Here is a 15,628-nt window from a genome sequence, read left to right as displayed (position 1 = left end):
GCCGCCCCGACCGACGTGCGCGGACGGGTCCTAGGCCTCGTCCGCGTGCAGGCTCATCGGGCCGTAGATCTCGGTGGCGTCCTCGAAGAGGCGCACCTGATCGGCGCCGCCGGCCAGCAGGGCCTTCCACTGCTCGCCGATCCAGGACTCGGCGTCGCCCTGTGTGGTGAACTCCTCGGGCTCCACCGCGGGCTGGACCTCCGTCCCGTCGGCCTTCTCGAACCGCCACGTCCATGCCGCCATGTAGGCCTCCCTTTGATCCAACTGATGCATCGTATGCCGTGTGGTGAGGGTGCCGATATAACTCCGCAGGTTGTGGGGTGTCTGCGGGTGCGTGGGGCTGGTCGCGCCCACGCGGCGGAGCCGCATATGAATACAGCCCCGCGCCCCTTGGGGGCGCGCTGTACGGGGCGCCCGCTGAAGCGAGAACCGTTGGGACGGGTGAAAATCAGGGCGTGGAAGTGACTTTGCTCGGTACCGGTGCTCCTGCGGGGCTGCCTCGCCCCGGCTGTTCCTGTGCGGCCTGTGCGTGTGCCGTCGGGGAGGATGCCCGGGCCGCCACCGCGCTGCTCGTCGACGGGACGCTGTTGCTCGACCTGACGCCCGGCGCGGCGTTCGCGGCGGCCCGGGCCGGGCGGTCGCTCGGGGGCGTACGGCAGGCGCTGCTGTCGCATCCGCACGACGGGCCCCCCGTCGAGGTGCCGGCCGGGCTGCCGCAGCCGGCGCGGGTGCCGGACGGGCGGGAGCTGGCGCTGCTGACGGGGCATCGGGTGCGGGCGGTGGCGATGGACGCGGGCGGCACCGGGTACGCGGTGACCGGTCCCGACGGGCAGCGGCTGCTGTACCTGCCGCCGGGCGGTGCGCCGGCCGGGCTGGAGAACGGGAGCGCGGAGTCGTACGACATGGTGCTCCTGGACGTCGTGGGGCGGCCGGACGCGCTGGCGCGGCTGCGGGCGGTCGGTTCGGTGGGGCCGGCCACGGATGTGGTCGCCGTGCATCTCGACCACGACGTGCCGCCGGGCGCGGAGTTGCGGCGGCGGCTGGCCGCGGCCGGGGCGCGGGCGGTGCCGGACGGTACGACGCTGACGGTGGGGGTGTACGAGGACGTGCCCGACGTACCGCGGCGGACGCTGGTGCTGGGCGGGGCGCGGTCCGGGAAGTCGGTGGAGGCCGAGCGGCGCCTGGAGTCCTTCCCGGACGTGCTGTACGTGGCCACGGGCGGGACGCGCGGCGGGGACACCGAGTGGGCGGACCGGGTGGCCGCGCACCGGGAGCGGCGGCCGGGTTCGTGGCGTACGACGGAGACGTGCGACCTGGTGCCGTTGCTGGCGCAGGACGGGCCGGCGTTGCTGGTGGACTGTCTGTCGCTGTGGCTGACGGACGCGATGGACGCGGTGGGGGCATGGGACGACACGGAGTGGGCGTCGGGCGGGGAGAAGGCGCTGCGGGAGCGGGTGCGGGAGCTGACGGAGGCGGTACGGGCGACCCGGCGGACGGTGGTCGCCGTGTCGAACGAGGTGGGGTCGGGGATCGTGCCGGCGACGGCGTCGGGGCGGCGGTACCGGGATGAACTGGGGCGGCTGAACGCGGCGTTCGCGGGCGAGTGCGAGCAGGTGGTGCTGGTGGTGGCGGGGCAGGCGGTCGTACTGCGCTGACCGGGGCGGCCGTCATTCCTCCTTTCTCGCGATGATCCGGTACGCGTTCGAGAAGCGCGTCCGGCGCAGCAGCGGGGCCAGGGCGTGGTCGACGGCCGCCGCCAGGGACACGAACGGGACCGTCGCCCGTAGCCACGGCTTCGGCAGGAGCCGGCCCAGGGCGAGGAAGAGCGCCGCCGAGATGTCGTACGGCAGGTGGGGGGTCTTCCGGTCGGTTTTCAGGATCCGGCAGCCCTGGGACTCCAGTTCCGCCCGCAGGTTGTCCAGTGGCATCAGATGCAGATGGCGGGGCTGGCCGTGCGGGAGCCACCACTTGCCCAGCAGCCGGGCGAACACGCTGCCGGGGTCCGGGACTTCGATGAGGACGTGGCCGCCGGGGCGCAGCGCGGCGAGCGCGGCGCGGAGTTCGGCGCGCGGGTCGGGGGCGTGTTCCAGGTGGTGGAACATGGTGACGACGTCGTAGCGGGCGCGGAGGCGGGCCAGGACCTCGGGGGCGGTCAGCTGGCCGCAGTGGGCCTCCTCGATATGACCCTCGGCCTGGGCCCGGGTGACGCGGAGGGTCGCGTCCAGGCCGTCGAAGGACGTGTACGGGAAGACTTCCCGCGCCGTGCGCGGGAAGTGGGCGTGGCCCGTCCCCACGTCCAGCCAGCTCTCCGGCTCCGGCAGCGCCAGCAGCGCGCGGGCCGCGGCGCGGTGCCGGCGGCGGCCGGTGCGGGTGGCGCGGAACCGTTCGGCGTAGTCCTCCAGGCGGCCCTCGTAGAAGTCCCGGTGGTAGAGGGTGAAGCCCTCCAGGGACAGCCGGGGGTTCTGGAAGGCGTGGGCGCAGTCGCGGCACTCGTCGACGGCGAAGCTGCCGGGTCTGTGGTGGAGCAGGTCGGGCGCGCGCAGCCGGCTGCGCAGGCGTCTGGAGCCGCACCAGGGGCAGTCCTCACGGCACGGCTCGTGGAACCGGTCGGTGCCCGGGGCGAGTTCGGGTGTGGGCGGCATGGGCGGCTCCCTGTGCTCCCTGTACTGCTCCCTGTACGCAATCCACTTCAAACCGGAACGTATGGGATACCGATCTTGTGTGCCAAGACGCCGTGCGGGTGTGGTGGCGATCTGACGCCGAACCGTTCGTTCCGTGCCGGTACTGTTCGGCGAATGAGCTCGCTTAATCTCGACGACTTCACCGATCTGATCGAGCGCCCCGACGGCGGTGTGCGCCGTGACGCCGAGGCGCGCCGGGAGCGGCTGATCGTGCCGCCCGGGTCGCTGGGCCGCCTCGACGACCTGGGTGAGTGGCTGGCCGCCGCGCAGGGTTCCGTACCGGTACGGCCGGTGGAACGGCCGCGGGTGCTGCTCTTCGCCGGTGACCACGGCGTCGCCGAACTGGGCGTCTCCGCGCGGCCCGCGGGCAGTGCCGAGCTGCTGGTGCGGGAGATCCTGGAGGGCGCCAGCCCGGTGGCGGTGCTCGCCCGGCGGCTCGGGGTGCCGGTGCGGATCGTGGACATGGCGCTGGACTGCGACCCGGACTCGCTGCCCGAGGAGGTCGTACGGCACCGGGTGCGGCGCGGCAGCGGCCGTATCGACATCGAGGACGCGCTGACCGCGGAGGAGGCGGAGGCGGCCTTCCGGGCGGGCGTCGCGCTGGCCGACGAGGAGGCCGACTCGGGGACGGACCTGGTGGTGCTGGGTGACGTCAGCGTCGGCGGGACCACGGCGGCGTCCGTGCTGGTCGCGGCGTTGTGCGGGACCGACGCGTCGGTGGTGACCGGGCGGGGCGGGCTCGCCATCGACGACCTCGCGTGGATGCGGAAGTGTGCGGCGATCCGGGATGCGCTGCGGCGGGCGCGGCCGGTGCTCGGGGACCAGTTGCAGTTGCTGGCGACGGTCGGCGGGGCGGACCTCACGGCGATGACCGGGTTCCTGCTGCAGGCGGCGGTGCGGAAGCTGCCGGTGGTGCTGGACGGCGTGGTGGTGGCCGCGTGTGCGCTGGTCGCGCAGCGGGTCGCGTTCCGGGCGCCGGACTGGTGGCTGGCCGGGCACGACAGCGGGGAGCCGGGCCAGACGAAGGCGCTGGACCGGATGGCGCTTGAGCCGCTCCTGGAGCAGGGCGTGACGGTGGGCGAGGGCGCGGGCGCGCTGCTCGCCCTGCCGCTGGTCCAGGCGGCGGCGGCACTGGCGGCGGAACTCCCGGAAAAGCCGGAACCGGAACAGAAGCCGGAGGAGTAGCCCCGCCGAGCCACGCCCGGGACGGCACCGCCGAAGAGCGCCGTCCCGGCCGATCGCCGTTGCGGCGGACATGAGAGACCGGCGGAGGAGAGGGACCGGCAGGGAAGCAGAGAACCGGTGGGTCACGGCCGGGACGGCACCGCCGAAGAGCGCCGTCCCGACTGATCGCCGTTGCGGCGGACAGAAGAGCCGGTGGACAGAAGAGACCGGTGGAGAAGGGGGCCTGCGGAGCGGGGAACCGGCGCAGGAGAGGGACCGGCGGGGAAGTCGAGAGCCGGTGGTCACGGCCGGGACGGCACCGCCGGCAAACGCCGTCCCGGCTGATCGCCGTTGCGGCGGGCAGGAGAGACCGGCGGGGTGAAAAGGCCTGGGGTGGGGGTTGGGTGAAAGGGGGTCGCGAGAAGTGGTGGCGTTGGGCTGGATGGTCGGGTTCGTCATGGGGACGCCCATATGATCCTTCTCCATGGGAGATGCCCGAATTGCCGTTGAGCAGCGTGATGGACGTGAAGAGCGGGGGCGGTGGGGCGGCGGGGTTTCCCAGCGGGGTGCCGCGTTTGCCGTGTGGTATTTGCGGGGCGTCGCCTTCGTCAACTTCCTCAGCGCGGTGTGGGTGTCGTTGGGGCAGGACGTGCGGCGGCACAACCAGGAGAACTTCTTCACGCCCTACCTGCTGACCGCCGGCTTCGCCTCCGGCGTGTTCACCGCGTTCCTCGCCATCACCATGCGGCGCCGGAAACGGGCCGCCTGGATTCTCAACCTCGTGCTGAGCGGGCTGTTCCTCGCACTGTTCGCGTTCGCCATGGCCTTCCCGGAGATCCGGCGGTACGCGCAGAACTGGATCTCGATCGTGCTGACCGCCGCGTTCGTGGGGGCGCTGCTCGTCGGGCGGCGGGAGTTCTACGCGAAGGGCGACCGGTCGAATCCCCGGCTCGCCGCCACGGTCGCCGTCGGCGGTGGGATCGCCGCCTCGCTGCTCGCCGCCCTTCTCGTGACCGTCACCAACGAGGCCCCGCACGCCGGGCGTTCGACGTTCGCGGAGCGCTGGCACTACGGCACCCTGCGCCTGGTGTCGGTCGCCGCCGACCCCTCCCGGTTCCCGGGCATCGCACCGCCCAACTGGGTGAACGTCTCCATCAACGTGCTCAGCACGCTTCTCGTGCTCGCCGTCCTCTACGCCGCCTTCCGCTCCCGCCGTGCCGTCGACCCGATCACCGAGGACGACGAGAAGCGGCTGCGGGTGCTGCTGGAGCGGCACGGGGAGCGGGACTCCCTCGGGTACTTCGCGCTGCGGAGAGAGAAGAGCGTCGTGTGGTCGCCCACCGGCAAGGCGGCGGTGGCGTACCGGGTCGTGGGCGGGGTGTCGCTCGCCTCCGGGGATCCGATCGGGGACCCGGAGGCCTGGCCGGGGGCGATCGCGCCGTGGCTGGGCGAGGCGCGGGCGCACGGGTGGATTCCGGCGGTGATGGGGGCGAGCGAGGAAGCCGGGACCGTCTACGCACGGCACGGGCTGGACGCGCTGGAGCTCGGTGACGAGGCGATCGTCGAGGTCGCCGAGTTCACGCTGGAGGGGCGGGCCATGCGCACCGTCCGGCAGGCCTACAACCGGGTGCAGCGGGCGGGGTACGCGGTGCGGATCCGCCGGCACGAGGACATCCCGGCGGCCGAGATGTCGTATCTGATCCGGCGCGCCGACGACTGGCGGGACGGGGCGACCGAGCGCGGGTTCAGCATGGCGCTCGGCCGGCTCGGGGACGGCCGGGACGGGCGGTGCGTGATGCTGGAGTGCACGGACGGGGAGGGGGAGTTGCGGGCCCTGCTGTCCTTCGTGCCGTGGGGGCCCGGCGGGCTCTCCCTCGACCTCATGCGCCGGGACCGGGACTCCGACAACGGGCTGATGGAGTTCATGGTCATCGAACTGCTGCGGCGCGCCGGAGAGATCCGGATCACGCAGGTTTCGCTCAACTTCGCGATGTTCCGGTCGGTCTTCGAACGTGGTGCGCGTCTCGGCGCGGGGCCGGTGCTGCGGCTGTGGAGGTCCTTGCTGAGCTTCTTCTCCCGGTGGTGGCAGATCGAGTCCCTGTACCGGGCGAACGCCAAGTACCGGCCCATCTGGGAGCCCCGGTTCCTGCTCTTCGAGAAGAGCGCGGACCTTCCCCGCATCGGCCTCGCGTCGGCGCGCGCGGAGGGGTTCCTGGGGCCGGTGTCACCGGGCCTGCCGAAGTGGGTGCACCGCAAGCACCTGGACACGCACAGGGATTCGCACGGATGAGGACCACCGCATGAAGCCGCTCGCCCGCTGGGCCCGCGTCGAGTGGGAGCTGCTGTACGCCACCGTGCACGGCCCGCTGGCGAAGCGGGGGCTGGGGGCGGTGCCGATGACGGTCGCGGCGGTGTGCCTGACGACGGTGCTGCAGTTCACGCAGAACCAGCCGTGGGGCTACCGGTTCGTCCAGGACATCGGGGCGGTACGCGCCGAGGACCCGCTCCGGCTGGCCCTGCTGCGCACTCCCCTGTCGCTGTTCGTACCGGCGCTGGACCTGCCGGTGTGGGGTGCGCTGGTGCAGATCCTGGTCGTGCTCGGCATCGCCGAGGTGTGCCTGGGCTGGTGGCGGACCCTGACCATCGCGTACGTGGCGACACTCGCCGGGACGCTGTACGCCCGCCTGGGCATCGCGCTCGGCCCGGACGGCCTGCTGGGGCTGCCCGCCTCGGACGCGCGGGTCGTGGACACCGGGCCGTCGGCCGCCGTCGTCGGGCTCGCGGTCTATCTCGGGTGGCGGTACGGCGCGTACGTCACCGCGGGCGCGGTGGCGGCGGCGATGACGGTCGAGGTGGCGGTGAAGGGGAACCTCGCCGGCAAGGAACACCTGGCGGCCATGGCGGGCGTGGCGGCGCTGTGCGGGGCGGTGGTGGCGGGGCGGCGGCTGTGGAACCGGTACGGTCAGCGGCGGCCGGGCAGCCGTACCGGCTCGGGGCGGTCGGGCTTGCCGCCGATCCAGTCCTGAAGCGTCCGACTGAGCCGGGCCCAGCGGCGGTCGTGGTGGTAGGAGCGCAGTCCGGCCCTGGCCCGGGCGCGGGGGCGGTTGCCGTAGAAGCGGCGGGCCCAGGCCGAGCCGGGGCGGGCCAGCCGGACCGCGCCGACGATCGCGACCAGCGGGACGATCACGCCGAAGATCGCGGTGCGGGCCTTGCCCTTGCTCAGGGCGACGAGCGAGAAGGCGAAGTTCGCCACGATGTTCGCGATGACGGTCCCCCGGCTCTGGAGTTCGTCGGCCGAGAGGTCGTTGACGCCGAACGGCGAGAACCCGGCGAGCAGCAGCCCGACCAGGGCCGCGGTGATGACGACGGCCTCGACGCTCTTGCGGCCCTCCTCGGTCCAGTAGACGTCGTCGAGATGCAGGATCAGCGCGAACTCGTCGAGGACGAGCCCCGCGCCGACGCCGAAGACGATCGCGGCGAGGGCCGCACCGAGGCCCTGGCGGGCGCTGGCGACCGCGCCGAAACCGCCGACGACGATGAGGACGACCCCGGGGACCACGTGGTGGATGTGCAGCCCGCCCGCCCTCACATTGCCGAACGGGCCCTTTCCCGCCCGGATCAGCCGGGTGATGACCCGGGTGATCACGAAGGTCAGGACGAAGGCGGTCAGGGCCAGCAGCAGCGGGAGTTTGCCCGGCTCGATGATGTTCCGTTCAAGCCAATGTCCCATGTGCGCACTTTATCCCCGGGCGTGGGTACGGCCGGGAGACGGGCCTTCCTGACCACCGGGTAACCTGCGCCGGTGGCTGCGACCTCTGCGACTCCCTGGCCGGACGGCCTCCGCTTCGCCTTCGGCACCCTCACCGTGTTCCCCGTGAAGGTCACCCGCTGGGACCGCGAGGCGGCCCGCGGCGGCATGCTGTGCGCTCCCCTGGCCGGCCTCGCGGTCGGCGTCTGCGCGGGCGCGGTCGGCGCGCTGCTGCTCGCGGCCGGTGCGAGTGCGCTGGTGGCCGCGGTCGCCGCCGTGGCCGTACCGGCCGTGCTCACCCGGGGGCTGCACCTGGACGGCCTCGCCGACACGGCCGACGGGCTGGGCAGCGGCAAGCCCGCGGAGGACGCGCTGCGGATCATGAAGCAGTCGGACATCGGGCCGTTCGGCGTGATCACGCTCCTCCTCGTGCTGCTCGGGCAGGTGGCCGCGCTGGCCCAGGCGTACGGGGACTCGTGGCAGCGGGGGGCACTTGCCGCGGTCGTCTCGGCGACGGTGGCGCGGCTGGCGCTGACGCTGGCCGCGGTGGACGGGGTGCCCGCCGCCCGGCCGGAGGGGCTGGGGGCGGCGGTCGCGGGGGTGGTGCCGAAGGTCGGGGCCTCGGTGGTCACGGTCGCGGTGATGGTGGCGGCGGCGGGCGCGGGGGCGGCGATCGGCTCGGGCGAGAGTCTGCGGGCGCTGCTCGCGGTGGTGGCCGCGGAGATGGCGACCGACGTACTGCTGCGGCACTGCAGGCGGCGGTTCGGCGGGGTGACCGGCGATGTGTTCGGGGCGCTCGCCGAGACCGCCGCGACGACCGCGCTGGTCGTTCTCTGCCTCGGCTGACCGAGGTCAGCAGGCCTTGCGCCACACCCCGAGTTCGTACTTCTTCTCCAGCGAGCTCAGCCCCAACTTCCGTGACTGGGCGCAGAACTTGCTCGTCGGCAGTTCGTACTCCACATGGAAGACCGCCTTGTCCGCCTCGATGAACGGCTTCAGGTCGTCGCACTCGCCGTACTGGGCGCACTGCTCGTTCACCGCGAAGTCGAAGTCCCCCACCAGCTGCGGGATCTGGTCCAGGTCGTTCTTCAGGCCCACCGACATGCCCCGGTCGTGGGCGAGTCGGGCGATGAGCCGGTTGTAGCGGAGCTGGTCGGCCGCCTTGAGGGGGAAGCCCGTGCGGTTCTTGTAGCCGTCCATGTTGTCGGGCTCCACCGCGTCGAAGCCCTTGTCCTTGCACATGTCGAGGCGCGCCGCCATCAACGGCTTCAGGACGTCCGTACGGCGGATGTCGAACCAGCGCTCGCCCTCCCAGCCGTTGCCGCGCCCCAGCACCGACTTGGGGAACTTCTTCGCGTCCGGGCGCCAGTCCTCGAAGGCGCCGGTGGAGATGTAGCAGATGACCTTGCGGCCGGCGCGGTGCAGCGTGGCGACCGTCGCCTTCGACTGGTCGAAGCCGTCGATGTCGTAGACGGACGCCTTGACGGAGGTGTCGACACGGCCGCTCAGTTGCCACTGCCAGCTGACCCCGGGCTTCGGTTGCCAGCGCCCGGCGTCGTCGGAGGCCTGGGTGCAGCCGGCGAGCAGGGCCGGGAGGGCGAGCAGGGGTATGGCGCGGGGATTCACCGGTCGGGCTCCTGGGTGTGCGGCACGGTACCTCATGGATGATCTCTCATCCCGTGCAGAGGGGCCGCACATGGCGACGACGCCACCCTCAGGTGAACGCCCGTAGGAATGAGCGAACGCACACACACGCGTAGGCTCGTCCCGGGTGTTCGCCGACAGGGTGAAGGCCCCGGTCGCAACGCGCCCTGAGGACACGCCTAGGGTCGCTTCCCGGGCCCGGTCGACCCACCCACTCGGCCACAGCAACTCAACATCGGAAGCGAGATTCCACCACCGTGACTGCTCTCACTCTCAGCACCTCAGCGGCGCCCGGCCTCCGGGCCGACGCGATCGTGATCGGTGTCGCCAAGGGCGCCAAGGGCCCGGCCGTAGCGCCGGGCGGAGAGGCCGTGGACAAGGCCTACGACGGCAAGCTCGCCGGCGTCCTGGAGACCCTCGGTGCCTCGGGTGCCGAGGGCGAACTGACGAAGCTGCCCGCACCGGCAGGCTTCAAGGCCCCGCTCGTCATCGCGGTCGGCCTGGGCGCCGAGTCCGAGGACCACGACTACCCGGCCGAGGCGCTGCGCAAGGCGGCCGGTGTCGCCGCCCGCGCGCTGAACGGGGCGAAGAAGGCGGCCTTCGCGCTGCCCGTCGAGGACGCGGCCGCCGTCGGCGCCATCGCGGAGGGCGTGCTGCTCGGCGCGTACTCCTTCGACACGTACAAGGAGAACGGCGGTCAGGCGGCGGGCGCCGCGAAGGCGAAGAACGGCAAGGCGCCGCTCGCCGAGGCCGCGCTGCTCGGCGGCAAGCCGCGGGACGCGGCCCACAAGGCGGCCCTGGCCCGCGCCACCGCCGTCTCCGAGGAGCTCAACCGCGCCCGTGACCTGATCAACACCCCGCCGAACGACCTCACGCCGGCCATCTTCGCCGGGATCGCGCAGGACGCGGCCAAGGAGCACGGGCTCAAGATCCAGGTGCTCGACGACAAGGCGCTCGTCAAGGGCGGCTACGGCGGCATCCTCGGCGTCGGCGGCGGCTCGGCCGCGACCCCGCGGCTGGTGAAGCTGTCGTACACGCACGCCAAGGCGGACAAGCACCTCGCCCTCGTCGGCAAGGGCATCACCTACGACTCCGGCGGCATCTCCCTCAAGCCGGCCGGCCACAACGAGACGATGAAGTGCGACATGAGCGGGGCGGCGGCGGTCTTCGCGGCCGTCGTCGCGGCGGCGCGGCTCGGTCTCGAGGTCAATGTGACCGGGTGGCTGGCGCTGGCCGAGAACATGCCGTCCGGGTCCGCGGTGCGGCCCGGTGACGTGCTGCGCATGTACAGCGGCAAGACGGTCGAGGTGCTCAACACGGACGCGGAGGGGCGGCTGGTGCTCGCCGACGCGCTGTGGGCGGCGTCGGCGGAGAAGCCGGACGCGATCGTGGACGTGGCGACTCTGACCGGGGCGATGATGCTGGCGCTGGGCAGCCGGACGTTCGGTGTCATGGCCAACGACGACGCGTTCCGCTCCGCGGTGTACGAGGCGGCGGAGGAGGTCGGCGAGCCGGCGTGGCCGATGCCGCTGCCGGAGCACCTGCGCAAGGGGATGGACTCGCCGACGGCGGACATCGCGAATATGGGGGAGCGGATGGGCGGCGGGCTGGTCGCCGGGCTCTTCCTGCGGGAGTTCGTGGGTGAGGGGATCACCTGGGCGCACCTCGACATCGCCGGGCCCGCGTTCAACGAGGGCGGGGCGTTCGGGTACACGCCGAAGGGTGGCACGGGGTCGGCGGTGCGGACGCTGGTGCGGCTGGCGGAGCTGACCGCGGCCGGCGACCTGGGCTGACGTCGGGTTTTGTGGGCGGGGCCTCGCGCGCGGGTAGGGCGAGGCCCCGTCGCCCATTGACTCGGTCCGTGACGTCGTACGGCGACTGCGGGCCGGTGGGGGCTGGTCGCGCAGTTCCCCGCGCCCCTGTCGGGGCGCTGTCCTCCCCTGCGTTATCAAGTGAGCGTGTGGTGTCTCACACCCCGGCCCCGCGTCTCGTTCACCTCCGACAAGTGCGAAGATGGGGCTCGGCAGGACAGGGCCCCACCCACAGGGCCGAAGAAGAGCGGCCGGACACCAGCCGCCGACCGGTCACCGTTGACCGGCGTACGGCGCACATGCATGGAGGACGTGACGTGGCGAACGACGCCAGCACCGTTTTCGACCTAGTGATCCTCGGCGGTGGTAGCGGTGGTTACGCCGCGGCCCTGCGCGGGGCGCAGCTGGGCCTGGACGTCGCCCTGATCGAGAAGGACAAGGTCGGCGGTACCTGCCTGCACCGGGGTTGCATCCCCACCAAGGCCCTGCTGCACGCGGGCGAGATCGCCGACCAGGCCCGCGAGAGCGAGCAGTTCGGTGTCAAGGCCACCTTCGAGGGCATCGACGTGCCGGCCGTCCACAAGTACAAGGACGGCGTCATCGCCGGTCTGTACAAGGGCCTGCAGGGTCTCATCGCCTCCCGCAAGGTGACGTACATCGAGGGGACGGGGCGGCTGTCCTCCCCCACCTCCGTGGACGTCAACGGCCAGCGGATCCAGGGGCGCCACGTGCTCCTCGCGACCGGTTCCGTGCCGAAGTCCCTGCCGGGCCTGGAGATCGACGGCAACCGGATCATCTCCTCCGACCACGCCCTCGTCCTGGACCGCGTGCCCAAGTCCGCGATCATCCTGGGCGGCGGTGTCATCGGCGTCGAGTTCGCCTCCGCCTGGAAGTCCTTCGGTGCGGACGTCACCGTCATCGAGGGCCTCAAGCACCTCGTCCCGGTCGAGGACGAGAACTCCTCCAAGCTTCTTGAGCGCGCCTTCCGCAAGCGCGGCATCAAGTTCAACCTGGGCACCTTCTTCTCGAAGGCCGAGTACACCGCCGACGGCGTCAAGGTCACCCTCGCCGACGGCAAGGAGTTCGAGGCCGAGGTGCTGCTCGTCGCCGTCGGCCGCGGCCCCGTCTCCGCCGGTCTCGGCTACGAGGAGCAGGGTGTCGCCATGGACCGCGGCTACGTCCTCGTCGACGAGTACATGCGGACCAACGTCCCGACCGTCTCCGCCGTCGGCGACCTCGTCCCGACGCTCCAGCTCGCGCACGTCGGCTTCGCCGAGGGCATCCTGGTGGCGGAGCGGCTGGCCGGTCTGAAGGCCGTCCCGATCGACTACGACGGCGTGCCGCGGGTGACGTACTGCCACCCCGAGGTCGCCTCCGTCGGCATCACCGAGGCCAAGGCCAAGGAGATCTACGGCGCGGACAAGGTCGTCGCCCTGAAGTACAACCTGGCGGGCAACGGCAAGAGCAAGATCCTCAACACCTCGGGCGAGATCAAGCTCGTCCAGGTGAAGGACGGTGCCGTGGTCGGCGTCCACATGGTCGGCGACCGCATGGGCGAGCAGGTCGGCGAGGCCCAGCTGATCTACAACTGGGAAGCGCTGCCCGCCGAGGTCGCCCAGCTCATCCACGCCCACCCGACGCAGAACGAGGCGATGGGCGAGGCCCACCTGGCCCTGGCCGGCAAGCCCCTGCACTCGCACGACTGACCCTCGGTCGACACAAGCGACTCCGCTTGAACACAGACTTCCGCAATTCGTAAGGAGCAACCGAAACCATGGCGGTTTCCGTAACCCTTCCGGCGCTCGGCGAGAGCGTCACCGAGGGCACTGTCACCCGCTGGCTGAAGGCCGAGGGCGAGCGCGTCGAGGCCGACGAGCCGCTGCTCGAGGTGTCGACCGACAAGGTCGACACCGAGATCCCGGCCCCCGCCTCGGGCATCCTGGCCTCGATCAAGGTCGCCGAGGACGAGACGGTCGAGGTCGGCGCCGAGCTGGCCATCATCGACGACGGCACCGGCGCCCCCGCTGCCGCTCCGGCCCCGGCCGCCGAGCCCGTCGCCGCGCCGGCTCCGGCCGCCCCGGCCCCCGCGCCGGTCGCCGAGGCCCCCGCTGCCCCCGCCCCGGCCCCCGCCGCCGCTGCCCCCGCCGCTCCGGCCGCCGGTGGCGCGTCCGGCACGGACGTGGTCCTGCCCGCGCTCGGTGAGTCCGTCACCGAGGGCACCGTCACCCGCTGGCTGAAGTCGGTCGGCGAGGAGGTCGCGGAGGACGAGCCCCTGCTCGAGGTCTCCACCGACAAGGTCGACACCGAGATCCCGGCGCCGGTCGCCGGTGTCCTGCTGGAGATCGTGGTCGCCGAGGACGAGACCGCCGAGGTCGGCGCCAAGCTCGCCGTCATCGGCGCCCCGGGTGCCGCTCCGGCGGCCGCCCCGGCCGCTGCGGCCCCGGCGCCTGTCGCTGCCCCCGCTCCGGCTCCGGCTCCGGCCGCCCCGGTGGCTCCCCCGGCCCCGGCTCCCGCGCCCGCCCCGGCCCCGGTCGCTCCGGCGCCCGCCCCGGTCGCCGCCGCTCCGGCTCCGGCCGCTCCGGCCCCCGCGCCGGTGGCCGCCGCCCCCGTCACCCCGGCGCCGGCCCCGGCCGCCCCGGTCGACGAGGGTGCCTACGTCACCCCGCTGGTGCGCAAGCTCGCCGCCGAGAACGGTGTCGACCTGGCCACCGTCAAGGGCACCGGCGTCGGCGGCCGCGTCCGCAAGCAGGACGTGCTCGCCGCCGCCGAGGCCGCGAAGGCCGCCGCCGCCGCTCCGGCCCCCGTGGCCGCTGCCGCTCCGGCCGCCGCCGCCGCCAAGAAGGCTCCGGCGCTGGAGGTCTCCCCCCTCCGCGGCCAGACCGTCAAGATGACCCGCATCCGCAAGGTCATCGGCGACAACATGGTCAAGGCGCTGCACGAGCAGGCGCAGCTCTCCTCGGTCGTCGAGGTGGACGTGACCCGTCTGATGCGCCTGCGCACCCAGGCCAAGGACTCGTTCGCGGCCCGTGAGGGCGTCAAGCTCTCCCCGATGCCGTTCTACGTCAAGGCCGCCGCCCAGGCGCTGAAGGCCCACCCGGTCATCAACTCCCGGATCAACGAGGCCGACGGCACGATCACCTACTTCGACACCGAGAACATCGGTATCGCGGTGGACTCCGAGAAGGGCCTGATGACCCCGGTCATCAAGGGCGCCGGCGACCTCAACATCGCCGGTATCGCCAAGGCCACGGCCGACCTGGCCGGCAAGGTCCGCGGCAACAAGATCACCCCGGACGAGCTGTCCGGTGCGACCTTCACCATCTCCAACACCGGCTCGCGCGGCGCGCTGTTCGACACGATCATCGTGCCGCCGAACCAGGTCGCGATCCTCGGCATCGGTGCCACGGTCAAGCGTCCGGCCGTCATCGAGACGGAGGAGGGCACGGTCATCGGCGTCCGCGACATGACGTACCTGACGCTGTCCTACGACCACCGCCTGGTGGACGGCGCCGACGCGGCCCGTTACCTGACGGCCGTCAAGGCGATCCTGGAGGCGGGCGAGTTCGAGGTCGAGCTCGGTCTGTAAGCCTTCGAAGGTCCTGCACGGTGCCCCGCCCGGAGTTCTTCCGGGCGGGGCACCGTCGTCTCGGTGTTCGTGTAAGTCTCGTCTCACCTGCGCGAAAGCGCCCCCGCGCGCCTCTCCCGAAAGGCGGTCCGGCCTTATTGTCTAAACGTCAAACGCCCTTAAGGAGCTCCCATGACCGCGCCCGTCGTCCACTCGCTGCGCGAACAGATCCGCGAGCACATCGTGGAGGGAATCGTCAGCGGGCGCTGGAAGCCGGGCGAGCGGATCGTGGAGCGGCGGATCGCCACGGAGCTGGAGGTCAGCCAGACACCGGTCAGGGAGGCGCTGCGCGAGCTGGAGTCCCTCCGGCTCATCGAGTCGGCGCCGAACAAGGGCGTGCGGGTGCGGAACCTGACGGCGGCGGACCTGGAGGAGAGCTACCCGGTGCGGGCCGGGCTGGAGGCGATCGCGGCGGAGCTGGCGGCGGAGCGGCTGGCGGAGGACTGCTCGGCGCTCGAACCGCATGTGGCGGCGCTCTACGAGGCCGACCGGAACGCCGACGGCACGGCCCAGGTCCGCCACACGGTCGGTTTCCACCGTGAGCTGGTCCGGGCGGCCGGCAACTCGGTCCTGCTGCACACGTGGGAGGGCCTGGGCATCGAGGTCTTCACGGCGCTGTCGATCCGCTGGCTGGGGACGGTGCAGCAGTCGTACGCCGAGGAGCACGAGGAGTTGGTCGCCGCGTTCCAGCGCCGCGACCCGCGGATCGCCGAGATCGTGAAGGCCCACGTCCTGGGCTGCGCCCCGAGACCGTGAACTACCGGGGCGCAAACGCCCCTTCAGGGACGCGGGGAACTGCGCGACCAGCCACGACGGCGCGGCACCCGCCCAGCCACCCGCACCTCCCCACACAAGAGCGCTCCCCCGCTCAAACACCGTCTCACCTGCATAAACGTCGCCTTGATCACGTCACCCGGTGCCACCGCCGGAGGCACGCCGTGCCGACTTTCTCGGA

At 72.4% G+C, this 15,628-nt stretch carries 13 protein-coding genes; 9 read left to right on the top strand and 4 right to left on the bottom strand.

Annotation, left to right across the window (positions count from 1 at the left end):
• Nucleotides 1-30: 30 nt before the first annotated feature.
• Complete coding sequence (locus AB0D85_RS05490; RefSeq protein ID WP_362313977.1) at nucleotides 31-243, bottom strand: hypothetical protein; 213 nt, start codon at nucleotides 241-243, stop codon at nucleotides 31-33.
• A 212-nt stretch (nucleotides 244-455) separates the two neighbouring features.
• Here AB0D85_RS05490 and AB0D85_RS05485 point away from each other — a divergent pair, with 212 nt between their 5' ends.
• Nucleotides 456-1,655, top strand: a complete 1,200-nt coding sequence (locus AB0D85_RS05485; RefSeq protein WP_362313974.1) for a bifunctional adenosylcobinamide kinase/adenosylcobinamide-phosphate guanylyltransferase — start codon at nucleotides 456-458, stop codon at nucleotides 1,653-1,655.
• Nucleotides 1,656-1,667: 12 nt separating this feature from the next.
• On the opposite strand, the gene AB0D85_RS05480 is transcribed toward AB0D85_RS05485, so the two are convergent.
• Nucleotides 1,668-2,642 carry a class I SAM-dependent methyltransferase gene (locus AB0D85_RS05480; protein ID WP_362313971.1) on the bottom strand — a complete coding sequence of 325 codons (975 nt, stop codon included), beginning with the start codon at nucleotides 2,640-2,642 and terminating at the stop codon, nucleotides 1,668-1,670.
• 153 nt (nucleotides 2,643-2,795) lie between these two features.
• Here AB0D85_RS05480 and cobT point away from each other — a divergent pair, with 153 nt between their 5' ends.
• From cobT to AB0D85_RS05465, 3 genes are all read left to right on the top strand, one after another.
• Nucleotides 2,796-3,866: a nicotinate-nucleotide--dimethylbenzimidazole phosphoribosyltransferase gene (gene cobT / locus AB0D85_RS05475; protein ID WP_362313969.1), complete on the top strand. Its 1,071-nt coding sequence runs from the start codon at nucleotides 2,796-2,798 to the stop codon at nucleotides 3,864-3,866.
• A 463-nt stretch (nucleotides 3,867-4,329) separates the two neighbouring features.
• The gene (locus tag AB0D85_RS05470; protein WP_362313967.1) at nucleotides 4,330-6,135 is read left to right on the top strand and encodes a phosphatidylglycerol lysyltransferase domain-containing protein; all 1,806 of its coding nucleotides are present in this window, start codon (nucleotides 4,330-4,332) and stop codon (nucleotides 6,133-6,135) included.
• A gap of 10 nt (nucleotides 6,136-6,145) precedes the next feature.
• Nucleotides 6,146-6,871, top strand: a complete 726-nt coding sequence (locus AB0D85_RS05465; RefSeq protein WP_362313964.1) for a hypothetical protein — start codon at nucleotides 6,146-6,148, stop codon at nucleotides 6,869-6,871.
• Here AB0D85_RS05465 and AB0D85_RS05460 read toward each other — a convergent pair.
• Nucleotides 6,808-7,575, bottom strand: a complete 768-nt coding sequence (locus AB0D85_RS05460; protein ID WP_362313962.1) for a hypothetical protein — start codon at nucleotides 7,573-7,575, stop codon at nucleotides 6,808-6,810. The two genes, AB0D85_RS05465 and AB0D85_RS05460, sit on opposite strands and share 64 nt — an antisense overlap.
• 72 nt (nucleotides 7,576-7,647) lie before the next feature.
• Here AB0D85_RS05460 and AB0D85_RS05455 point away from each other — a divergent pair, with 72 nt between their 5' ends.
• Complete coding sequence (locus AB0D85_RS05455; RefSeq protein WP_362313958.1) at nucleotides 7,648-8,439, top strand: adenosylcobinamide-GDP ribazoletransferase; 792 nt, start codon at nucleotides 7,648-7,650, stop codon at nucleotides 8,437-8,439.
• Between the two features lie 6 nt (nucleotides 8,440-8,445).
• On the opposite strand, the gene AB0D85_RS05450 is transcribed toward AB0D85_RS05455, so the two are convergent.
• A complete protein-coding gene (locus AB0D85_RS05450; protein ID WP_362313956.1) occupies nucleotides 8,446-9,255 on the bottom strand; it encodes an endo alpha-1,4 polygalactosaminidase in 810 nt (269 codons plus the stop codon).
• A gap of 239 nt (nucleotides 9,256-9,494) precedes the next feature.
• Between AB0D85_RS05450 and AB0D85_RS05445 the strand changes: the two genes are divergently transcribed.
• The 4 genes from AB0D85_RS05445 (at nucleotide 9,495) to AB0D85_RS05430 (ending at nucleotide 15,429) form a co-directional block, all read left to right on the top strand.
• Nucleotides 9,495-11,030 (top strand): leucyl aminopeptidase, encoded by a 1,536-nt coding sequence (locus AB0D85_RS05445; protein WP_362313953.1) that lies wholly within the window; start codon nucleotides 9,495-9,497, stop codon nucleotides 11,028-11,030.
• A gap of 335 nt (nucleotides 11,031-11,365) precedes the next feature.
• Nucleotides 11,366-12,754, top strand: a complete 1,389-nt coding sequence (gene lpdA, locus AB0D85_RS05440) for a dihydrolipoyl dehydrogenase (RefSeq protein WP_362313951.1) — start codon at nucleotides 11,366-11,368, stop codon at nucleotides 12,752-12,754.
• 68 nt (nucleotides 12,755-12,822) lie between these two features.
• Nucleotides 12,823-14,634: a 2-oxoglutarate dehydrogenase, E2 component, dihydrolipoamide succinyltransferase gene (gene sucB, locus AB0D85_RS05435; RefSeq protein ID WP_362313948.1), complete on the top strand. Its 1,812-nt coding sequence runs from the start codon at nucleotides 12,823-12,825 to the stop codon at nucleotides 14,632-14,634.
• A 171-nt stretch (nucleotides 14,635-14,805) separates the two neighbouring features.
• Nucleotides 14,806-15,429, top strand: a complete 624-nt coding sequence (locus AB0D85_RS05430) for a GntR family transcriptional regulator (protein ID WP_362313944.1) — start codon at nucleotides 14,806-14,808, stop codon at nucleotides 15,427-15,429.
• Nucleotides 15,430-15,628: the final 199 nt, after the last annotated feature.

Source organism: Streptomyces sp. NPDC048277 (genome assembly GCF_040652235.1).
In the GTDB taxonomy this organism is placed as follows: domain Bacteria; phylum Actinomycetota; class Actinomycetes; order Streptomycetales; family Streptomycetaceae; genus Streptomyces.
The sequence above is the reverse complement of the archived record's forward strand: the minus strand, read 5'-3'. Positions and strand labels throughout refer to the sequence as shown.